The sequence below is a fragment of the Enterobacter sp. Li2LvB3 genome (assembly GCF_056156645.1).
In genome coordinates this window covers 44,944-65,498 of record NZ_JBSICG010000004.1, presented here as the reverse complement: position 1 = coordinate 65,498, position 20,555 = coordinate 44,944, and the positions used below count along the sequence as shown (strand labels likewise).

The 20,555-nt window shown below is 52.8% G+C and carries 20 protein-coding genes; 7 read left to right on the top strand and 13 right to left on the bottom strand.

Features of this window, described 5'->3' with window-relative positions; translation table 11 throughout:
- Positions 1-43: 43 nt before the first annotated feature.
- Positions 44-1,582 carry an aldehyde dehydrogenase AldB gene (aldB, locus tag ACS603_RS04590; RefSeq protein WP_182063199.1) on the top strand — a complete coding sequence of 513 codons (1,539 nt, stop codon included), beginning with the start codon at positions 44-46 and terminating at the stop codon, positions 1,580-1,582.
- On the opposite strand, the gene ACS603_RS04585 is transcribed toward aldB, so the two are convergent.
- Positions 1,579-2,544 carry a LysR family transcriptional regulator gene (locus ACS603_RS04585; protein ID WP_182063200.1) on the bottom strand — a complete coding sequence of 322 codons (966 nt, stop codon included), beginning with the start codon at positions 2,542-2,544 and terminating at the stop codon, positions 1,579-1,581. The two genes, aldB and ACS603_RS04585, sit on opposite strands and share 4 nt — an antisense overlap.
- A 117-nt stretch (positions 2,545-2,661) precedes the next feature.
- On the opposite strand from ACS603_RS04585, the gene ACS603_RS04580 reads away from it, so the two are divergent.
- The 3 genes from ACS603_RS04580 to ACS603_RS04570 all read left to right on the top strand — a co-directional run bounded on the left by ACS603_RS04580 (position 2,662) and on the right by ACS603_RS04570 (position 4,344).
- Complete coding sequence (locus tag ACS603_RS04580) at positions 2,662-3,402, top strand: MipA/OmpV family protein (RefSeq protein WP_474943835.1); 741 nt, start codon at positions 2,662-2,664, stop codon at positions 3,400-3,402.
- A gap of 337 nt (positions 3,403-3,739) precedes the next feature.
- Entirely contained in the window at positions 3,740-3,925 is a 186-nt protein-coding gene (locus ACS603_RS04575; protein ID WP_014068393.1) for a type II toxin-antitoxin system HicA family toxin, read from the top strand.
- Between the two features lie 14 nt (positions 3,926-3,939).
- Positions 3,940-4,344 carry a type II toxin-antitoxin system HicB family antitoxin gene (locus ACS603_RS04570; RefSeq protein ID WP_315687514.1) on the top strand — a complete coding sequence of 135 codons (405 nt, stop codon included), beginning with the start codon at positions 3,940-3,942 and terminating at the stop codon, positions 4,342-4,344.
- Positions 4,345-4,351: 7 nt separating this feature from the next.
- Here ACS603_RS04570 and ACS603_RS04565 read toward each other — a convergent pair whose 3' ends face one another.
- The 3 genes from ACS603_RS04565 to ACS603_RS04555 form a co-directional block, all read right to left on the bottom strand.
- Complete coding sequence (locus ACS603_RS04565; RefSeq protein WP_474943834.1) at positions 4,352-5,428, bottom strand: type I restriction endonuclease; 1,077 nt, start codon at positions 5,426-5,428, stop codon at positions 4,352-4,354.
- Positions 5,429-5,632: 204 nt separating this feature from the next.
- Complete coding sequence (locus tag ACS603_RS04560) at positions 5,633-7,582, bottom strand: glycoside hydrolase family 127 protein (RefSeq protein WP_474943833.1); 1,950 nt, start codon at positions 7,580-7,582, stop codon at positions 5,633-5,635.
- A 10-nt stretch (positions 7,583-7,592) separates the two neighbouring features.
- On the bottom strand, positions 7,593-8,993 hold the full coding sequence (locus ACS603_RS04555; RefSeq protein ID WP_182063203.1) for an MFS transporter: 1,401 nt from the start codon (positions 8,991-8,993) through the stop codon (positions 7,593-7,595).
- Positions 8,994-9,217: 224 nt separating this feature from the next.
- On the opposite strand from ACS603_RS04555, the gene ACS603_RS04550 reads away from it, so the two are divergent.
- Positions 9,218-10,042 (top strand): AraC family transcriptional regulator, encoded by an 825-nt coding sequence (locus ACS603_RS04550; RefSeq protein WP_182063204.1) that lies wholly within the window; start codon positions 9,218-9,220, stop codon positions 10,040-10,042.
- On the opposite strand, the gene araD is transcribed toward ACS603_RS04550, so the two are convergent.
- The 8 genes from araD to yiaK are packed head-to-tail and all read right to left on the bottom strand — an operon-like array spanning position 10,043 to position 17,605.
- Positions 10,043-10,738: an L-ribulose-5-phosphate 4-epimerase gene (gene araD / locus ACS603_RS04545; protein ID WP_182063205.1), complete on the bottom strand. Its 696-nt coding sequence runs from the start codon at positions 10,736-10,738 to the stop codon at positions 10,043-10,045.
- On the bottom strand, positions 10,732-11,592 hold the full coding sequence (locus tag ACS603_RS04540; RefSeq protein ID WP_474943832.1) for an L-ribulose-5-phosphate 3-epimerase: 861 nt from the start codon (positions 11,590-11,592) through the stop codon (positions 10,732-10,734). Before ACS603_RS04540 ends, araD begins: the two co-directional genes overlap by 7 nt.
- 2 nt (positions 11,593-11,594) lie before the next feature.
- Positions 11,595-12,248: a 3-keto-L-gulonate-6-phosphate decarboxylase UlaD gene (ulaD, locus tag ACS603_RS04535; protein ID WP_474943831.1), complete on the bottom strand. Its 654-nt coding sequence runs from the start codon at positions 12,246-12,248 to the stop codon at positions 11,595-11,597.
- Complete coding sequence (locus tag ACS603_RS04530) at positions 12,245-13,750, bottom strand: FGGY-family carbohydrate kinase (protein ID WP_474943830.1); 1,506 nt, start codon at positions 13,748-13,750, stop codon at positions 12,245-12,247. Before ACS603_RS04530 ends, ulaD begins: the two co-directional genes overlap by 4 nt.
- Before the next feature lie 55 nt (positions 13,751-13,805).
- Positions 13,806-15,125: an MFS transporter gene (locus ACS603_RS04525; protein ID WP_182063209.1), complete on the bottom strand. Its 1,320-nt coding sequence runs from the start codon at positions 15,123-15,125 to the stop codon at positions 13,806-13,808.
- A 49-nt stretch (positions 15,126-15,174) separates the two neighbouring features.
- On the bottom strand, positions 15,175-16,101 hold the full coding sequence (locus tag ACS603_RS04520; RefSeq protein WP_474943829.1) for a DUF4862 family protein: 927 nt from the start codon (positions 16,099-16,101) through the stop codon (positions 15,175-15,177).
- 26 nt (positions 16,102-16,127) lie between these two features.
- Positions 16,128-16,595, bottom strand: a complete 468-nt coding sequence (locus tag ACS603_RS04515) for a YhcH/YjgK/YiaL family protein (protein WP_182063503.1) — start codon at positions 16,593-16,595, stop codon at positions 16,128-16,130.
- An 11-nt stretch (positions 16,596-16,606) separates the two neighbouring features.
- Complete coding sequence (yiaK, locus tag ACS603_RS04510) at positions 16,607-17,605, bottom strand: 3-dehydro-L-gulonate 2-dehydrogenase (RefSeq protein ID WP_474943828.1); 999 nt, start codon at positions 17,603-17,605, stop codon at positions 16,607-16,609.
- A 225-nt stretch (positions 17,606-17,830) separates the two neighbouring features.
- Between yiaK and yiaJ the strand changes: the two genes are divergently transcribed.
- The gene (gene yiaJ, locus ACS603_RS04505) at positions 17,831-18,646 is read left to right on the top strand and encodes an IclR family transcriptional regulator YiaJ (protein WP_182063212.1); all 816 of its coding nucleotides are present in this window, start codon (positions 17,831-17,833) and stop codon (positions 18,644-18,646) included.
- 128 nt (positions 18,647-18,774) lie between these two features.
- Positions 18,775-19,245, top strand: coding sequence for a 4Fe-4S binding protein (locus ACS603_RS04500; protein ID WP_474943827.1), 471 nt, complete (start codon positions 18,775-18,777; stop codon positions 19,243-19,245).
- A 4-nt stretch (positions 19,246-19,249) separates the two neighbouring features.
- On the opposite strand, the gene avtA is transcribed toward ACS603_RS04500, so the two are convergent.
- Positions 19,250-20,506, bottom strand: a complete 1,257-nt coding sequence (avtA, locus tag ACS603_RS04495) for a valine--pyruvate transaminase (RefSeq protein ID WP_474943826.1) — start codon at positions 20,504-20,506, stop codon at positions 19,250-19,252.
- Positions 20,507-20,555 lie beyond the last annotated feature (49 nt).

Sequence of the window (20,555 nt, the reverse complement as noted above, 5' to 3'; positions counted from 1 at the left end):
GCCAGAACTACCCTTGTTGTACACCAACAGCAAGGAGACGGTCATGACAAACAATCCTCCCTCATCGCGTATTCAGCCTGGCGAGTATGGTTTCCCCCTCAAGTTAAAGCCCCGTTATGACAACTTTATTGGCGGCGACTGGGTTGCGCCCGCCGACGGTGAGTACTATACGAATCTGACCCCAGTTACTGGCCAGCCGTTGTGTGAAATTGCCAGTTCCGGGAAAAGAGATATCGATCTGGCGCTGGATGCGGCACACAAGGTGAAAGACAAATGGGGGCATACCTCTGTGCAGGACAGAGCCGCCATTTTGTTCAAAATAGCCGATCGAATGGAACAAAACCTGGAGCTGCTGGCAACGGCGGAAACCTGGGACAACGGTAAACCTATTCGTGAAACCATGGCGGCGGACGTCCCGCTGGCCATTGACCATTTCCGCTATTTTGCGTCCTGTATCCGTGCGCAGGAGGGGGGAATAAGCGAGGTGGATAGCGAAACGGTCGCTTACCATTTCCACGAGCCGCTGGGGGTGGTCGGGCAAATTATTCCGTGGAACTTCCCGCTGCTGATGGCCAGCTGGAAGATGGCTCCGGCACTGGCGGCAGGCAACTGCGTTGTGCTCAAACCTGCGCGCTTAACCCCGCTGTCGGTGCTGCTGCTGATGGAAGTGATTGGTGATCTGTTGCCACCGGGGGTGATCAACGTGGTGAATGGCGCCGGGGGTGAAATTGGTGAATATCTGGCGACGTCAAAACGTATCGCCAAAGTAGCCTTTACCGGGTCGACGGAAGTGGGTCAACAAATCATGCAATACGCGACCCAGAACATTATCCCGGTAACGCTGGAGCTGGGCGGTAAGTCCCCGAATATTTTCTTTGCCGATGTGATGGATGAAGAAGATGCCTTCTTTGACAAAGCGCTGGAAGGCTTTGCGCTGTTTGCCTTCAACCAGGGGGAAGTGTGCACCTGCCCGAGCCGGGCGCTGGTTCAGGAATCCATTTACGAACGCTTTATGGAGCGAGCGATCCGCCGTGTGGAGTCTATTCGCAGCGGTAACCCGCTGGATAGTGCCACCCAGATGGGCGCGCAGGTGTCGCATGGGCAGCTGGAAACCATCCTCAACTATATTGATATCGGTAAGAAAGAGGGAGCGGATGTCCTCACCGGTGGACGACGTAAGGTGCTGGGTGGTGACCTCAATGAAGGCTATTACCTTGAGCCCACCATTCTGTTCGGCAAGAACAACATGCGTGTCTTCCAGGAAGAGATTTTTGGCCCTGTGCTGGCGGTGACGACCTTCAAAACAATGGAGGAGGCGCTGGAAATCGCCAACGACACGCAATATGGCTTAGGGGCGGGCGTCTGGAGCCGTAACGGCAATCTGGCCTATAAGATGGGGCGTGGCATTCAGGCTGGCCGCGTATGGACAAACTGTTATCACGCCTATCCGGCACATGCGGCGTTTGGCGGGTACAAACAATCGGGGATTGGCCGCGAAACGCACAAGATGATGCTGGAACATTACCAGCAAACGAAATGCTTGCTGGTCAGCTACTCTGATAAACCGCTCGGGCTGTTTTAATCACCCAGCTCAGGTCGCCCAGTGGCGGCCTGAGCAATTTGTTGGCGAAGGCAGTTCAGTACGGCGTCCAGGACGTATTGCACGCGCCAGGGCTGGTACTCGCGTTTGCGGAATATGGCGGTGAGATCGAGCCACCACTCCTCCTGATGCGAAAAGCAGGGGACTAACATGCCATGAGTGAGCTCTTTTCTCAGGCTCTCTTTCGGGGCAAAAACAATGCCGAGATTATTTCTCGCAAGTTCCAGCGCAGTCTGGGTATTATCACAAATATAATTCCCGGTGACTTTATAGTCGCGCGCACCTTCACTGCCGTGAGCCCTGAAACGCCAGATGTTAGCATCGTCAACCAGCATCGAGTCTATTAATATACATGAGTGATTGATTAAATCATCGGGGCCGTTGATAGGGTGGAGTTTTAAATATTCTTTAGAAGCAAATGCCGTAACGGAATATTTTGTTAATATGCTTGCGACTAAACTTTCATCTTTCGGTTGGGCATAGGTGATTAAAATATCGCAATCGTCAGGGAACGAGACTCCCTCGGAAAATTCGTTGCTATCAAGGTTATAGGTTTTTAGCGAAATACGAATGTCGCCGGGATCTTCAATCTTGTGAATAACATAGCGAGCCAGATAGGTGACGATGCCCGTTGGGGCGTAGATCGTTACCTTCCCCCGTTTTTCATGCTTATAATCAGCAATAAAATTAATGAGTTGGCTATTTTTATCCAGCGAAGCATTAACGTAGGGTAACAACGCCTCTCCGAACTGTGTGAGTGACAGCTGGCGGGTGGTGCGCTCAAAAACTTTGAGTCCAACGCGGGTTTCAAAATCAGATAAATATTTACTCACATTGGCCTGTGCCATACCCAATAAGGCGGCAGCATCACCAATGCTGTGCGTTGCGGCGATGACAGAAATAATTTTCAACTCACGCGGCTTCAATTGCAGGTTACTCATCATGCGCACCCATCTATATGATTCTATATATAATATTATATAAACGGCAGCGTTGCATTGGCAAATTTGTAACCATTATTATTCGCCTCGCTTGTTTGGCGTTTAAATGGATTGCATGGAATGACTATTAATAAAAATTTACTCATCGCTGCCACGTTATTTGCATCATCATCCGCGATGGCCGGTGATTTTTCACTAGGGGCGGGGGCTGTATTTAATGAATCGCCTTACAAAGGGTATAACGAAAATACCACCGCAGTACCGTTAATTAGCTACGAAGGCGACCGGTTCTATGTGCGTCAGACCACGGGAGGATGGATCGTGTGGAAAGATGGTAAAAATGAACTGAGCCTGACGGCAACCTGGATGCCGCTGCATTTCGACCCGGATGATAACGACGACCATCAGATGAAACACCTTGATGAGCGTAAAGCATCGGCATTTCTGGGCGGTGCATACTATCGCCACGAAAGCTGGGGTAGCCTGAAATTCGCCGTTTCTGGTGATGCGATGGATGAAAGCGGTGGCGTGATGGGCGAAGTGTCCTATTTCCGCCCGATTCGTATGGAGCGCCTGACGCTGACGCCGTCAGTGGGCGTTTTCTATAGCGATGAAAGTTACAACGATTACTACTACGGCGTGTCCGGCAACGAATCCCGTCGCACCGTGCTGGATGAATACAAGGCTGGTGACAGCTGGACACCGTACGTTGGCCTTGCCGCAAAATACCAACTGACCCAAAGCCTGTTCCTGAATGCCAGCGCGGTGTACACCGTATTACCTGACGATGTGAAGAACAGCCCGATGATCGACCGTGATGACAGTTTCGCGCTGATGACGGGCGTGACCTGGCGTTTCTGATGGCTTAACACTGTCCCCACGGAAGGTGGCAGCCTCTCTGATTGCCTGGTGCTGTTGCGTTTATCTGGTTTGTCAGCCCTATGTTTTGCCGGGTGGCGGCTCCGCCTTACCCGGCCTACGATACGGCTTCAGGCCCGCGCAAGCGCAGCGCCGCCGGGCTTTTTATTGCGATATTCCCCGCATCTTTCTTAGTAACATCGCGTATTGCACTTTCTTTTCTCATCGTATCTTCCTGTTCTGACAATAGATTGCTGCACTCTGACCATCCCCGCGCTAATGTTATCTCACTCGGTAAGTTTCGTGTGTATAATGTGTATAATCATCGAAGGATCAGGATGTGAAAAGTGCGGACGTCATTACCATTCTGGTCGGTCATGGCTGGAAATGCATAAGAACGAAAGGAAGCCATCATCAGTTCCGCCATCCGGTATATAAGGGGCTGGTAACCGTTCCTCATCCTAAAAAAGACATTAAACCTGGAACTCTCGCGCAAATCTGGCGGCAGGCGGGAATCAAACATTGATATCAGGAGTAGTTATGTTTTATCCGGCTTATATTCATTCTGACCTCAACGGAAGCGCCAGTGGCTTTTTTCCTGATGTGCCAGGCTGTTTTTTTGCAGGGGATTCTCTGGATGATGCTTTTCAGGACGCTCGTGCAGCGTTGACTGCTCACTTTGAAACGCTGTTTGAAAGCGAAGAAGAGCTACCTTTGCCTGGGAATGTTGAAGCGCATCTTGAAGCAACTCCAGCTGATTTTATCGGTGGGCAGTGGCTGCTGGTGGACATCAATATGAAGCAGTTTGACGGCAGGGCTGAGCGTATTAATATCACCATGCCCCGTCGTTTGTTGGTGAAGATCGATTCCTTTGTCAGTGAACATCCCCAGTTCAGCAACCGGAGTGCATTCCTGGCAGAGGCAGCACGTCGAGTGCTGCCTTGAGTGAATATTAATTATAAAGTTCTGCCGTGGCTTTCAATATATCGGCAAAGGAGTAGATATCATCAATGGAAGCAATTGGATGACGCGTTTCATTTTTCTCTAAATCAAAAAGGCCAATATATTTCTGAGAGCGATTGAAATGTAATCGACATAACGGCTTACGATTATTGTCATCTACGAGAATGCCAAAGTAACTTTTGGTATCTCTGTGAGTAATTCGTGGTGCGTCTAATACCGCTCTGGTGATTGCTTTTACTATATGATAACCCTCAAGCTCCTCCAGAGTGGTTACCACGTCGCTATCATCCTTCTGGTTCTCTTCTTCAGTCTGTTGATGCTCTACTGGGGCTTCAACAACGGATGGTGTTATTCCTGTGATAGCTGATTTAAGTCTTTCATTGACCTGGTCATTTACATATTGGGTTGCCGCTTTCTTCGTAAGGTTTAAAAAAGAATCTCTGACTTTTTGGGTTAAGATTCCATCATAAACTCTTGAAGCAAAGAATTTTACAAAATCATCTTCAGGGTTATTGAGCTGTGAGTGTAAGATTTTCTTTATCTGACTCACATACTTTAATTCACCAGCAGCATTGATTATTGACTCGAGATCGAAGGATGATTTTGTCAGTTTTTTTAATTCAGGTATTACATTATCATCAATATCAAGAAGATCAATTTCTAAAAATGGTTTTTCATCCATTTTATTCGGTGCGTCAAGGTCCGTGAAAAATTTATAATTTTGGCCATTGGTTAAAATAGATATTCTTGCGTTTGTAACATGGAAATATCTAAAAAGCTGAGATGCGTGATTTACATTTAATGGCTCGCCAATCTTTTTACATTCAATTAATATTTGCACATCATTATCTTTCATAATGGCGTAGTCGATTTTTTCCCCTTTTTTAGTTCCGACATCACAGACGAACTCAGGAGTGACCTCGGACGGGTCAAAAACATCATATCCTAAAACATTGTGGATGAAAGGCATCACAAAGGCAGTTTTTGTTGCTTCTTCTGTATTAATTACTTCAATCTGTTGTTTTATTTTGTTTGATAATGAATTTAATCTTTCAGTGAATTCCATGGTATATCCTTATTTTTTGCTGTATGTATTAATGGAATAGCACTAAATCGTATCCCATTCAATGGGATACAGGCATAGTTGATATGTAAAAAACGATTCCGCGGTTTAGATCACAATTGTTATTTTATACGGTATATAAAAAAGAACCCGGCAATGCCGAGTTCATTGAATGTATTATATATTGGCGTCGATTATGATTTCTGCCTACGCCTCATCCACCCAAATTCGCATTTCCCCTTCACCGCGGTTCGCCCAGCTAAACCATGGAATAAAGGTTAATGTCTGAGGCTGACGCTGCACCGGTGAACGGTCGTATTGCCACAACGCATCTGAATCTGCTGCATGGCAACCGATGCCCTCTGCCTGAATCAGCATCTTATGAGCGAATATCCCTTTCCCTTCAAAGACCCGGAATGTGCTCTCCTCTGGCAGGGAGAGGTTATGCAGATTCGTACCGTTGTCGGCCTCTTCCAGACAATAAACCAACGGCCCGCGTTGCAGGGCGACTTTACCCGCCTGCTGGCGTACCTGTGGATTACCGTACAGACGGCGAACCGGCATGGGTAGTGTCAGCTTGAGGGTATCTCCCTCCTGCCAGCTGCGGGTGAGGTAAAGATAACCCCGTGCCACTTCCCCTTTAATGACTTCGCCATTCAGGGCAACGTCCGGGGTCGCGCACCAGTCCGGCAGGCGCAGAGCCAGCGTGTGAGTCACCGGCACCGGAGAGGTAATGTCGATTTTTACCTGCTCATGCCACGGATAGTTACCGCTGATACGCAGCTGTAACGTGCGATCGCCAACCGGGATAGCAACGTCGTTCCCCACATACAGGTTGATAAACAGCGCATCCTCACGAACGGTATAGATGTAATGACCGAGCGAAGTCAGCACACGAGCGATGTTTGGTGGGCAACACGCGCAGCCAAACCAGCGCTGGCGAACCGGCTTCACGTGATCGTAGATATGGTTGAACGACAACGTCCTGGGATGCACCTCAAGTGGATTCACATAGAAGAAATGCTTCCCGTCCAGCGCCATACCGCCTAATACCGTGTTGTATAACGCCCGCTCCATTACGTCGGCGTACTGGCTGTCTGCTTCCATCTCCAGCATCCGGCGGGCAAACATCATCAGGCCAATCGAGGCACAGCTTTCGGCATACACTGTGTCATTGGGCAGATCGTAATCACTGCTGAAGGCTTCGCCACTGCTCTGCGAGCCGATCCCACCGGTAATGTAGAGCTGACGCTGGGCCATATTTTTCCACAACCGCAAACAATCCTGGCGCTTGCCTTCGTCATGACTCAGGCGCGCCAGATGTGCCATACCTGCCATCAGATAGACAAAACGCACCGCATGACCAATTGCCGTTTGTTGCTCCGCAAGTGGCTGATGCGCCTGACTATAGGCTTTGTCTTTCACCATCCATGCCGGGCCATAGGTGTTCCAGTGTGACGTTTTGCCGCGCTTCTCGTATTCGATATCGTAAAAATGCGGCTGCGCCCCGCGTTCTTCAATGAAGTATTTCACCAGCGCCAGGTAGCGCGGCTCCTGCGTTACGTCGTACAACCGCATCAGCGCCAGTTCAATTTCCGGGTGACCAGGATAACCGTGCAGCTGGTTAACGCCTGGACCAAATACACTATCGATGTGATCGGCAAGCTTGCAGACCACCTCCAGCAAACGGCGTTTCCCCGTCCCCTGAAAATACGCCACGCCAGCTTCAATCATATGTCCGGCGCAGTAAAGCTCGTGGCACTCAGCCAGATTCGACCAGCGCGCTTCGGGGGCTTTCACTGTGAAATAGGTGTTGAGATAGCCATCTTCGCATTGTGCCGCCGCAACCAGCTCAATCACCTCATCGGCGGTTTTTTCCAGCTCTGCATCGGGCTTCTGGCACAGTGACCACGCCACGGCTTCAAGCCATTTCGCCACGTCGCTGTCCTGAAATACCATGCCGTAGAATTCGCCTTTCTCCAGACCCGCCGCAATGCGGAAGTTGGTGATGGCGTGGCTTGGCTCGGCTTCTGCCACGCGATCGTTGAGCGCATCCCACTGGTAGGGAATGACCACATCGCGCACCAGCTGCTGATACTGGCCAAGAAAGGGATCGTTAATTTTAAGCGTGTGCAGGTCGGCTTCCATTATGGACATCTCGTTCTCCTCAGGACTGTACGTGACGCTGGCGCAAATCGGTGGAAATGCGCGACATCATTGGATTGTTGAGTCTGCACCAGCGGATAGAGACAGCCAGCAGCAGATGGAAAAGGGCAGGGAGCAACGTCTCCATGGCGGTGATGCCCTGCAGGGACGCCGGTGTCTGATTACCGGCACCAGGCTGGTAGGCCACGGCGATAAACACCAGGCTGATGATCCCGGCGCTGGAGGCCCACGCCAGCTTGATGAAAAACAGGTTGAAGGCGAAGTTCATGCCAGATGAGCGCACGCCGGTTTTCCATTCGCCGTAGTCATCGGCGAAGGCCATCAGCGAAAAGTGCAGCGGCAGCGTAAAGCCCAGAATGACGCCGTTGCTCAGGATCACAATCAGCCACAGCGTCTGGTCATTCGGCCCGCCGGGCAGGAACCACATTCCCGCCGCGAGTACGGCCAGCACCAGGTTGGTGTAATAGTAGAGTTTGACCGTATCAATACGGCGGGACAGCGGGTTAACGATCACCGCCCCGAGAATGGCTGCAAAGGTCACCATGGTGAAAAACAGTGAGGTGTAGGCGGTGCTGCCCTGGAGCACGTAGGTGATGAAATACATATATCCGCCGCCGCGAATATTGAACACGTTAATCAGCAGGAAGGACATCACCAGCATCAGCAGCAACTGGTCGTTATTACGCAGGCCAGCCAGATGCTCACGGAGGGTGAATTTGCCCATCAGTGCCAGCGGTACTCGCTCACGCACCCAGAAGAAGCAGCACAGGAACATCACCACGGCGATGGCACACAGCACGCCCACTCCAAGCTGATAACCCTTTGCGGCATTGCCCTGGCCTAATGCAGATACCAGCCACGGCAGGCCGACGGACACTAAAAACCCGGCAACGCCGCACAACACAAAGCGCCAGGACTGGCAGGAGATCACCTCGTTGTGGCGCGTTGTCATGGTGTTAATCAGCGCGCAGTAAGGCACGTTGATGGCGGTATAACCCACAGACAGGAGCAAGTATGTTCCGAATGCCCAGGCGATTTTCACCCCCATGCTGGCTTCCGGGACGGTGAAGGTCAGTACGCCGATGATCCCAATCGGTAACGCCACCCACAGCTGCCAGGGGCGAAAGCGTCCCCACCGGCTTTGCGTACGGTCAGCAATCACGCCCATCACTGGGTCGGAGATGGCGTCAAACACGCGAAGTGCAATAAACAGCGTGCCGACGAGAGCAGGCGTCAGACCAAAGATATCGGTATAGAAAAAGGTGAGAAAGTTCATGATAAGACAGGTAATTACTGTGCCGCCCGCGTCACCCAGGCCATAGCCTATTTTTTCGCGAACTGACAGGCGGTCATCCATTACCTGTTGTGCAACGTCAGATTGTGTAATCGGTGTGGAAGTCATGAGGTAACTCCTCGGTAATCGATTTTTATCGTATTTGTGCAAGGTACCCCATTCATTCTGCACTGAACGGAAAGACCAACAAGGGAAGGGAAAAGTATAAAAAGATGACGATTCCGACCTGATGCCAAAAATGTGAGTTGGATCGGGCGGAGAAGTTAATATTTATTAATAATCAATAAATAAACTCAATTTTCACGACGATAAAAGCGGGATAGTGAATACCGATGCTTGAATTATCCATAGCGCTTCCGATTAAAGTACAAAATGGCGGGTTATTCATTTCCCGGGGTGTGGGTCGCCATCCGGCGAGAAAATTGACGTCGTGGGAGATTATTTTTGTCGAAAAAGGGACGTTAACGATCCTCGAGGAAAATACCCTTTTTGAGGTGAAGGCCGGAGAGAGCTTATTGCTTTGGCCGAATCGGCGACACGTTGGCGTGGAGGATTTCCCGGCAGACCTCAAATTCTACTGGCTGCACTTTGAAGTGGAAAATGTTGAAGTGGAAAACGCCGCGCAGAACGCTCCGCCTCTGGCAATAGAACAACATTGCAGCGTAAGGGATGCGCAATATGTCATTTCACTGTTCCGCCAGTTTCTGAGCGAGCAGGAAAAATTACAGCGCAGCATTGCGCTGGAACTCTTGTTGCTCCTGATTTTACAGCAGGTTTCGCTCTCTTCCGGATATGAAGACAAAATGGATGAGGCCGGCGCTTCGATGGCCTGGAAGGCGAAACAGCTCATTCGCACACAATTTCATTTACCCCTCTCCACTTCGCAACTTGCCAGGGAATTGCACTGTAATGCCGACTATCTGGGGCGGGTGTTTCGTCGCACCTTCCATTTAACCCTGACAGAGGCGATTCATCGCCAGCGTGTCAGGGCGGCAGAAAAACTGTTACTGAACGACTCCGCATCACTCACCGAAGTGGCAACCCGCTGCGGGTTTAATGACGTGGGCTATTTCCGGCAGATATTCACTAAGCACACGGGCTTAACACCCGCCGTCTGGAAACGGCGGTATTGTAAGGAACATATTAATTCCGGGTAATTACTGCCCGTAATACGCATTAGCCCCGTGCTTGCGCAGGTAGTGTTTGTCCAGCAGATCTTGCTGCATCACCGGTAGCTGGGGGGCCAGCTGGCGCGAGAACAGACCCATATAGGCGCACTCTTCCAGGACCACGGCGTTATGTACGGCATCGGCGGCATCTTTGCCCCAGGCAAACGGGCCGTGGGAATGCACCAGCACCGCCGGGATCTGCATCGGGCTAAGGTCACGCTCCTCGAAGGTTTTGATGATCACTTCACCGGTCTGATACTCATATTCCCCGGCAATTTCTGCTGTGGTCATCAGACGCGTGCAGGGGATTGCCCCGTAGAAGTAGTCTGCGTGAGTGGTTCCCCAGGCTGGTAGATCTTGCCCCGCCTGTGACCAGATGGTTGCGTGGCGGGAATGGGTATGCACGATGCCGCCAATCTCAGGATAACGGCGGTACAACGCAAGATGCGTTGGCGTGTCTGACGAGGGTTTTTTGCTCCCTTCGACAACCGCGCCGGTGGCGATATCTACCACCACCATATCCTTTGCGGTCATCACGTCATACTCCACGCCGGAAGGTTTGATCACCATCAGGCCGCTTTCACGATCGACTGCGCTAACGTTGCCCCAGGTAAATGTCACCAGCTGGTGGGCGGGAAGCGCCAGGTTTGCCGCCAGCACTTCGGCTTTGAGTTGTTCTAACATGCCATGCCTCCTTCCTGCATACGGGCTTCAATCCAGCGACGTGCCTGGATAATTTCAAGTACGGGCTCTTTTGCTTTTTCGGTCCACATTTCAATGAGAAATGCCCCGCGATAATTCAGCTGATTCAGCGTGTTAAACACGCCAACAAAGTCAACGCACCCTTCGCCAAACGGCACATCGCGGAACTGGCCCGGGCTTTGTTCGGTGACGGGTTGGGTATCTTTCAGGTGGATTGCGGCAATACGGTCAATGCCCAGCGTCAGCTCGGCGGTCACATCGTTACCCCATGCGCTCAGGTTGCCGACATCCGGGTAAACGCTAAACCACGGCGAGGCGAGCATGTCGTCCCACTTTTTCCACTTGCTGATGGAGTTCATAAAGGCGGTGTCCATGATCTCCACTGCCAGCATCACCTGAGCGGCAGCGGCTTGTTCGACTGCCCAGGCTAGCCCTTCGGCGAAGCGTTGTTGCGTGCCCTCGTCATGCTCTTCGTAATAAACGTCATAACCTGCAAGCTGAATGGTGCGGATACCCAGATCACGCGCCAGCCTGATGGCTTTGGTCATGATCTCGCGAGCGCGTTCACGCGCGGTTTCATCGCGGCTGCCAAACGGGAAGCGGCGGTGGGCGGACAAACACATCGACGGGATCGATACACCTGTTTCCAGCATGGCTTCTACCAGAGACGCGCGCTGCGTGGTGCTCCACTCCAGGCGGGATAAGCGTTCATCGGTTTCATCGACCGACATTTCAACAAAATCGAACCCGCAGCTTTTTGCCAGAACCAGGCGCTCTGGCCAGGAGAGCGTTTTTGGCAGCGCTTTTTCATAAATACCTAACGGATGCTGACGCATGGTTACTCTCCCCAGATGTCGCGGATTTGCGAATGGAATGCCTGTGCCACCTGCGGTGGATTTTCTGCACCTGCCAGCGCGCGCCCGGCGATAAAGGCTTTAACGTTAATTTGCTTAAACAGCGGCAGGTCGGCAGGGGTGATCCCGCCGGTGACAGAAAGCTGCAAACCGATATCGGACAGCGCTTTCATTCTGGCGAGGTCTACTTTACCCCACTGCTGACCGCTGGCCTGGGCATCGCGTCCGCGGTGGTAGATGGCTTGTTGTACGCCTGTGCGATACCACGCGCGGGCATCGTCCAGTGTCCAGTGACCAAACAGCTCCATCTGGATTTCACCGCCGCAGCGTTGTGCAACCTCATGGCCTTTTTCAACGGTTGCCAGCGGCGCGGCGCAGATGATGGTCATCCAGTTGGCGCCAGCGCCAAACGCCTGTTGTGCCAGCGTTTCTCCGGCATCGGCCACTTTCCAGTCGGCCACGATGATTTTGTCCGGGCACTGCTCGCGAAGTGCGCGCACGGCCTGTAACCCCTCGGTCAGGCACAGAATGGTGCCCGCTTCGACGATATCGACATGATCCGCAAGCAAAGCGACATCGCGCTGCGCAGCCTGAAGTGAGGTATGGTCGAGCGCCAGTTGCAATAATGGACGGCTCATAGGTCGAACTCCTTAACACGGGCGTGATAGCCCTGTAGTGCGGTAATCAGTAACTGGTATCGGTGGTATTTGCGCTGGTAGGCAGCATGGGCGCACATGTCGGGTTCAATAATCCGGATGTCATGGCGCAGGGCACGCTGCGCAGCGTGAAAATCGCTATAGATGCCCGTACCGACGAGTGCTGCCAGCGCGGCGCCGGAACACCCCGTCTCTTCAACCTGCGGCAGCTCTATCGCCAGGCCGCTGACATCTGCCAGCATTTGCATCCACACATCCGAATGGGTTGGGCCACCCGTGACACGCAGTGACGTCACCTGCGTAAAGCGTTCGAGCATCCGGTTCAGATGGGTCATGTGGCTAAAGACCACGCCTTCGTAAACCGCCTGCAACAGATGGGCGCGGGTGTGCAGCGCCTGTATTCCGTAAAAACCACTGGTCATCTCCAGACCGGCGTTGCTGCCATAGAGAAAAGGCAGGAAAAACACATCGCTTTCCGCTTTCGGTAAGCTGGCGACGGCGTGGTTAATCTCACTGAACGACACGTCACCCCATTGTGCGGTCAGCCATTCCAGGTTGCCGGATGAGGTAGGACTGGCTTCGTGCACGATGTACTGCTGCGGATGAACGTAGCGGCCATACACATAAGGAAAAGGTTCGTTATCGCGAATGCCGTTGGCGATCCCGCTGGTCACGGCCCAGGTTCCCATCACCGCGTTAAGGGTGTATTCGTCATGTAATCCGGCGCAGATCGCGGTGGAAACCACATCAAATAGCCCGCCAACGACGGGAGTACCCGCCGCCAGACCGGTAAGCGAGGCTGCCTGAGCGGTGATTTCCCCGCAAATTTCTGCTGACCCGACAATGGGCGGAAGCGCGCCATCAATTTCGCTAATCCCGAGCCAGCGAGTCAGCTGCGGGTCGTACTGGCCGGTGTTCATGTTGTAGAGGTTGGATTCTGAGATGTTGCTCTCTTCGCAGCCTTTTACCCCCGTCAGGCACCAGCGCAGGTAGTCGTGCGCCATCATCACGCAGCCAATCTGCTGATAACGCTGCGGTTCGTTCTCTTTGACCCAGCGCAGGAGCGATGCCGGATGCCCTGTCCACAGCGTCTGGCGCGTGTGCGGGTAGAGTTTTTCGGGGATGCCGTCCTGCTGCCAGTGCTGCACAATCTCCAGTGCCCGACGGTCAGAGGAGAGCATGGCGTTGCCCAGCGGTTGATCCTGTTTATCAAGAAGAAACAGCCCTTTGCCCTGAGCAGAAATACCGATACCTTTGATCTGCTCGCCGTTGACATGGGCGTTTTTCAGCAGCAGTGCGACGGTTGTGTGGCAGTGTTGCCAGAGCTGGTGCATATCCCGTTCGGCATAGCCAGGGCGCGGGCTGAGGGTGGAAACCGAGCGGCGCTCAATACACACTTCTTTACCCTGGCTGTTGTATAAACCGGCTTTCAGATAAGTACCGCCACAATCGATACCCAGCCAGAAGGGCTCTTTTTCACTCATCTTTGATTCTCTCGTCTTGCGCCCTCTCCCGGTGGGAGAGGGCTGGGTGAGGGCATCAGGCCGCACGTTTATGCGGATTCACCGTGGGATTCGTTTCCGATCCGGCATCGCATTTCGCCGGTAACAGCAGGGCCAGCAACGATGCCAGCGCCAGAGATACCGCCAGGCAGTAAACCCCTGCGTCTTTGCTGTACAGCGTGATAAGCACGCCTACCGCATAAGGGCCGCAGAAACCACCGAGGTTGCCCAGGGCGTTAATGACACCGCGCGCACCGCCTGCCATTTCGGCACTGAACAGACGCGCCGGAATGGTCCAGAACACGCCAGCAGCGGATTGCAGGAAGAAGCCGCAGCCGACCAGAGCGGAGTAGGCCAGCCAGGTGTTCTCTTTTAGCGCCACAGAAAGGAACATGCAGAGCGCGAAGCCAATCAGCGGCAGGGAGACAAACAGTTTGCGTTTGCCGGTACGGTCAGAGAGTGAAGAGAACAGGAACATGCCCGCAATAGCACCGATGTAAGGCAGAACGGCGAGCATCCCCACCTGGCCGATGCTGGTGTGTGTCAGCTCTTTCAGGATGGTGGGCAGCCAGAGGGTGTAACCGTAAATCCCGGTCTGGTAGAAGAAGTTCAGGGCGATTAACTGCCACATGGTTTTGTCGGAAAGCACGGCGCTCAGTGAGGCGTTTTTCACCTCTTTACCGGCGATCGCTTGTTGCTCTGCCGCCAGGGTTTGTACCAGGTAGTTTTTTTCAGCCTCGGAAATCCAGCGTGCTTCCTGCGGACGGTCGTAGACGGTGAGCGCCCACAGCACCAGAACCACAATCGACAGCAGGCCTTCAATGATGAACAGCCAGCGCCAGTCGAGTGCGGTGATTATCCAGCCCGACAGCGGCGCGGTGATAATCCCGGCGATGGGTACAAACATGATAACAATGGCGTTTGCCCGACCACGTTCGGCATCCGGGAACCAGTTACTGATCATCGTGAGCACGACAGGCAGCATCCCGCCCTCAGCCACGCCGAGTAAGAAGCGTAGCGCCAGCAACTGATACTGGTTCGTGACCAGACCCGTCAGTACCGAGAGCACCGCCCAGGCGACCAGCGACCAGCCGATGAATTTCTTACCGCTGCCGTGAACGGCAATTTTGCCGCCAGGCACCTGGAGGAATAGATAGCCAAGGAAGAAGATGCCACCCGCCAGGCCTGCCATGGTGGCAGAAATACCCAGCTCCTCGTCCATGCCGCCTGGCATCGCAAATGCAATATTCACACGGTCCATATATGAAATAATGCAGGCGATAAGAATGGGAGGGATAATTCTTAGCCAGCGCTGGTGTGGAATATCCGCATGTAGAGCATTAGAAGAAGTGTTCATATTTAATGTCTCAGTTAATGTAACCGATATAGGGATGTTATTTTTATTGTTATTGCGTTGCTTTATTCATAGCGCTAATGCCGTCACGCAAAATGGCGATGCGATGGCTGACGTTAGCATTAGCATTTATTTCCAGTAATTTAATACCGGAGAATTTCAATGTTGCGGTGCTCGCCGCAGTAAACAGTGTTTTTGCGTGTTCAGTCGTCATTAAACTTTCGGCGCAGAACGAAGAAAACGGCGCATGGAGATCCTGCCAGTCACCGTATTCACCGGTTGCTGTTGTGCCGGAGAACATCAGTGCCCCGAGCTTACCGGCCTTGAGTGCCGCCTGAACATGCTCAACAGGTCGCGTGGTATTTCGTCCTTCAATGGCCGAACGCGCCCAGTTAATGCACACGCTGATATCGGTGTCTTTCACGACGTCCAGCACCTGCTCCAGGGGCAAAAATCCCTTACGTGGCGCGCTGCCGTTCATGGCATCGCAGTGTTCCAGAACCAGATCGCATGACCAGTCCCATCCGGCGATTTCGCGGATGGAACGGGCGAAGGCGTCAGTGGCCTGCTCAACCGAGGCGTTGCCTGCCTGTGGGGCGGCCTGCATTTCCAGCGCGATCACTTTACCCGGGAAACGCGTATTGGCGGCATCAATCTTTTGGCGCAAATGACGGTAAAAATTGATGCTGGCTTTTCGCTGATCTTCGTCTGCGGAGGCCAGGCCAAAGGCACCGTTTGTGCCACGCCGGCGCATGGTTTCCATCACTGCTGTGACCACGATTTGCCAGTCGCCAGGCGTATGACGGAACAACCATTCATCGCCATAAGGATGAAGGTCTTCAAGACAGGGTTGTTCCAGCCCGCGAATGTACGGCGTGTCGGAAAGTTCCCGCCAGAAGGTGTGTTCTTCTTGTTCCCCTTTCTGGTGAAACGAGGGTGCGCAGGGGTACGCACCAATAATAAAACCGGTGTTGGTCATTTCGCGTTCCTGTATTTATCAGAAAATTACGGTAATTCGCTGATCGCCACTTTCACTACAATTTTACGAATTGCAGTTTCCTTGTTTTTAATACAGGCAGGACGATGAACATCCTGCGGGAAAAATATAGCGTAATTGCCTGGGGTCATTTCAATAAACGATTCGTTTTCACTGCCGTGATAAAAAATAATATCCCGTTGTTCCAGCAACGATTCACTTATTTCGTTATTACCCGTATCAATAGCGATACCTATTTTTTCTTCACCCCAGGCGAGAAACTGGATATCCAGGTAACGGCGATGCACTTCAGGACGGTTTTGGTGTTGTTCCTTCGTTTTAAGGTCGAGCACCTGGGCGAAGATGTTCCGTCCGTCAATTTCCACGACGCCAGGCTCCAGGGCGGTGAAGTCTGTGTTACGCAGAAAATCGAGTGCTTTTTCAATTGCCTGCGGCAGGCGGCACGGGTTTGGCTGTGAAATATGTCCGAATATCATGGCGTCACTCCTTACAGCGACTGGATCTTCGCCCAAACGCTGTCATCAACGGTGATACCGTTACGACGGTTCTCTTCCAGCAGGCGCGTGAATTCATGCCCTGGCAGGCGAACAGCAACGTTTTCGTCTGAGCGCTCGGCACTGGTGATGAAATCCATAATGCGCTGAAGTTTGGCATCGCGGGTTGGGCCGTCGATCAGTTTATCGACCTCAATGGCGATAAAGATCTGTGACACGCCGTACTCGTCGCTGTTGTCCTGAGTGACTTCCGCCACAGAGGAGCCGTTAGAGAGCAGGGTCGCAATCATATCCAGCACGATAGACAGGCCAGAACCTTTCCAGTAGCCCATTGGCAGAATGCGGCGGTTTTTCTCAATCACGCCCGGTTCTTTGGTCAGGTTGCCTTCGTCGTCAAACCCTCCGTCAACCGGCAGTGTGCGCCCGGCCAGGCGGTTCACTTCCAGCATCCCGTAAGAGAACATCGACATCGACATATCCACCATGGTGATGGGGCTGGACGGGATTGCGACGATCAATGGGTTTGTCCCGATGCAGCACTCTTTCGATCCCCACGCAGGCATCACGGCGATGGAGTTAGTCCAGCAAATGCCAATATAGCCTTTCTCCGCAGCCTGCCAGCCGTAGCTGCCGCCGCGCATCCAGTGGTTAGCGTTACGCAATGCCACCAGGCCAATACCGTGGTCGGAGGCCAGCTCTGTGGCGCGATCCATCATCTTTTTCGCCGTCAGGTTGCCAATAGAACGCTGGGCGTCCCACTGTTCGATCGCACCCAGCGTGGTCACGCGTTTTGGCAGCGCATCAGGAATGATGTCGCCTGCATCAAGCTGCTGGATAAAACGTGGGAAGCGATTCACACCATGTGAATAGACGCCTGATTCTGTGGTGCGGGCAAACATCTCCGCACATGCCTCTGCGGTATCGGCTTTAATGCCGCGATTGAGCAGAACGCGATTAAATGCCGCTTTCAACTCTTCGAATGTCACTTTCATCCCTGTTCTCCTGTTCTTTTTAGGGGGCGCTGTGAGTGCTTTTTTATCTCTAAATTTCACTATGCGAAATCTGATTTCAAATATAGCGATCAATTTTTGCCAGATCAACGACATTCATGATTTTCAAAATCGATTAAAATCAATTGGTTGTGTTTTTTCTGTTGAGATCGTGAACTGAGCCACACTTTGCGCTACCATCAGGGCGCGATAAAAAGGAGCCATTTGATGAGCATGAAAGAGAGCGAAATGACGCAAGAAAAAGAGAGGCCAGCAGGTAGCCAGAGCTTGTTTCGCGGCCTGATGCTAATTGAGATCCTCAGTAACTACCCGAACGGGTGTCCGCTGGCGCATTTATCAGAACTTGCGGGGCTGAATAAGAGCACCGTGCATCGGCTGTTACAGGGTTTACAGTCGTGCGGCTATGTCACACCAGCCCCGGCCGCGGGCAGCTATCGCCTGACTACCAAATTTATTGCCGTCGGACAAAAGGCGCTGTCGTCGCTGAACATCATCCACGTGGCGGCGCCACATCTTGAGACGCTGAACATTGCCACGGGTGAGACGGTGAACTTCTCCAGCCGGGAAGATGACCATGCCATTCTGATTTACAAGCTGGAACCGACGACAGGGATGTTGCGTACGCGCGCCTATATTGGCCAGCATATGCCGCTCTACTGTTCTGCAATGGGTAAGATCTACATGGCGTTTGGCCACCAGGATTATGTGGCGAGCTACTGGGACAGCCATCAGGAGCAGATCCAGCCCCTGACGCGAAACACCATTACTGAACTCAGCGCCATGTACGATGAGCTGGCAAACATTCGCGAACACAGCCTGGCGATGGATAAAGAAGAGAATGAACTGGGCGTGTCGTGTATTGCCGTGCCGGTCTTTGATATTCATGGCCGCGTGCCGTATGCCATCTCCATATCGCTTTCTACCTCGCGTATGAAGCAAGTGGGCGAGAAGAACCTGTTAAAACCCCTGCGTGAAACCGCAGAGGCGATTTCACGCGAGCTGGGTTTTACCGTGCGCAGCTAAATGTCTGGCAAAAAGCCAGATCGGGTGGCAAATGCCACAAATCTGGCTCCTTTCCCCTGTTTGATCAAAGCGCTGTCGCGCACCTCTCTGGCAATCTGCGGTTTTAAGCGCGCAGGCGGAATGAAGAGATGAACCGGTTTATTGTTGCTGATTCGGCAAAGTGCATTGGCTGTCGTACCTGCGAAGTGGCCTGCGTGGTTTCGCATCAGGACACGCAGGATTGCGCAGCTGTTACTGCCGTGGCGTTTTCTTCGCGTATCCGGGTGATAAAAGGCGGGGCATTTACTACTGCGGTAGCGTGTCATCAGTGCGAAGACGCGCCCTGTGCGAATGTGTGCCCAACTCAGGCAATTCGTTCTGAGGCGGGAGTCTGGCGGGTGGAGCAGTCTCGCTGCATTGGCTGCAAGAGCTGTATGGTGGCCTGCCCGTTTGGGGCGATGCAGGTTACTGTGGTCGCGGAGCACGCCCAGGCGCTGAAATGCGATTTGTGCGCGCATCGCGCGGACGGGCCAGCCTGCGTTGCTGCTTGCCCGACTCACACGCTGAGCTGTGTTGATCCCGCCAGATTACGCGCCGAACGTTTGCGTTATCTGGCATAGGGCGTTACTGGCCGCCTTCGCGCCAGGCGATTTCAATCTCTTCTGCGAGAATTTTCACGCCAGCTTCAATTTTGTCCGGATCGGGAACGTAGTTCATACGCATACACTGGTGCGTGTGCGGCCACGGCTTATCCAGACCCGGGAAGAAGTAGTCCCCTGGCACCATCAGGACGCCGCGTTTTTTCAGGCGCTGATAAAGCAGCTCCGTCGAAATTGGCAGATCCTTAAACCACAGCCAGAGGAATATTGCCCCTTCCGGTTTATGGATCAGGCAGCGTTCTTCCGGTAAATAGCGGCGAAGGATGGCAATCGTGTCCTGAACGCGCTGGTAATAGAACGGTTTAATCACGTCGTTTGACAGGCGCAGCAGGTCGTTGCGTTTGATCATTTCGCACATCATCGCCGGGCCGATACCACCAGGTGAAAGGCTAATAATGCCGTTCATATTGGTGATGGCGGTGATGATTTTTTCGTTGGCAACGATGATACCGCAGCGGCTACCCGGCAGGCCGAGCTTGGAAAGGCTCATGCACAGCACAATGTTCGGGTTCCACAGCGGGCGCGCCTCGCTGAAGATGATGCCAGGGAAAGGCACGCCGTAGGCATTATCAATGACCAGCGGGATGCCGTGTTGATTCGCCAGCGCATCGAGCTTCATCAGTTCGTCATCGGTAATCACGTTGCCCGTTGGGTTGGTAGGGCGCGACACGCAGATCATGCCCGTCTCTTCACCAATGTGCAGGTGTTCAAAATCGACGTGATACTTGAACTGGCCTTCCGGCAGCAGCTCGATATTCGGACGTGCAGAAACAAACAGGTCTTCTTCGAGGCCGGAATCGGCGTAGCCGATGTATTCCGGGGCCAGCGGGAACAGCACTTTTTTGGTGGTGCCGTCGGCGCGACGTCCTGCAAAGAGGTTAAACAAGTAGAAAAATGCACTCTGACTGCCGTTTGTCAGTGCAATATTCTGTGGCTCGATATCCCAACCCAGCTCTTCACGCAGCATATCGGCAAGGAGGGTGAGCAGCTCTGTTTTACCCTGAGGGCCATCGTAATTGCAAAGCGCATCAGTCGCTTTACCGTTTTCCAGCATGTTGGCAAGCAGCATCTGGAAATACTCATTCATCTCCGGGATTTGAGCCGGGTTTCCGCCGCCGAGCATGATTGCGCCCGGTGTGCGCAGCCCGTCGTTGAGATCCTCCATCAGGCGTGTAATGCCTGAATGGCGGGTAAATTTGTCGCCGAAAAGTGAAAACGTCATAGCAGGTGTTCTGTCGGGCTTATTATGAAAGTGGGTAACCATAACGCTA